The organism is Nocardiopsis lucentensis DSM 44048 (assembly GCF_000341125.1).
Classification (GTDB): domain Bacteria; phylum Actinomycetota; class Actinomycetes; order Streptosporangiales; family Streptosporangiaceae; genus Nocardiopsis; species Nocardiopsis lucentensis.
Genome location: NZ_ANBC01000730.1, coordinates 1 through 778, shown reverse-complemented (window position 1 = coordinate 778; position 778 = coordinate 1). Strand labels below are relative to the sequence as shown.

Genomic DNA, 778 nt, shown 5'->3' with positions numbered 1-778 from the left:
TCCCAGCCGCTACTGGCGGCGCCGTCAGCAGGTGTGGCCGGCGGTGATCGGCGGTCTCATCCTCACCGCCCTGATCTGCGGCGTCATCGCTCTCATCGGGGCGTTCGGCCGCCAGCAGGAGGTCAACGAGGAACGTGGGTTCGGAACGTTCCGGCAGCAGGTGGTGCAGGACCCCGCGTTCGACGCCCCGCGCCTGCCGGAACTGCCCTGACCCACCGCGTCACCATCCCCCACGCCTGAGCGCTGGGGCCTCCGCCACGAACACCACGAGGGGGTCGCTCACTCATGTCCGGCTCCGACCACGCCGCATGGGCGCCCGGATACGACACGTCCGCCGTACTGCGCCAGGGGCGCCGTGCCAGGATCGTCCGCGCGACGCGTGCGACCAGTGGTGCGGACGTCGTGCTCAAGGTCCTGCCCGCCGCCCAGGGGCGCGCGGAGCTCGACCGGCTGCGCGACCTCAGCGGGATGCCCGGCGTGGTGCCTCTGTTGGACGCGGGCACCACGGCCGAGGGCGACCTGTTCGTGGTCCTGCCGTTCTACGCGGACGGCTCCTTCGCCGACATGCTCGCGAACAGGGGGCCGGCTCCGATCCAGGAGGCGGCGGCGGTCGCCCGGAGCGCGGCCGCGGCCCTGGGCGCGATGCACGGTCGGGGTCTGGTGCACAACGACGTCAGCCCGGGCAATGTCCTGAGGGCGGGCCGTACCCCGGTGCTGACCGGTTTCGGCTCCGTTCACCCGATCGGTGCGGCCGTGCCCCCGCCGCCGCCGGGTTCGG

General features: G+C 73.4%; 1 protein-coding gene and 1 pseudogene. Both read left to right on the top strand.

Annotated elements, in window-relative coordinates; all coding sequences use genetic code 11:
- Positions 1 to 211: pseudogene (locus tag D471_RS36195) on the top strand (hypothetical protein); the annotation flags it as partial.
- A gap of 74 nt (positions 212 to 285) precedes the next feature.
- A partial coding sequence (locus D471_RS36190; protein ID WP_040691293.1) for a protein kinase domain-containing protein occupies positions 286 to 778 on the top strand: 493 nt, incomplete at its 3' end.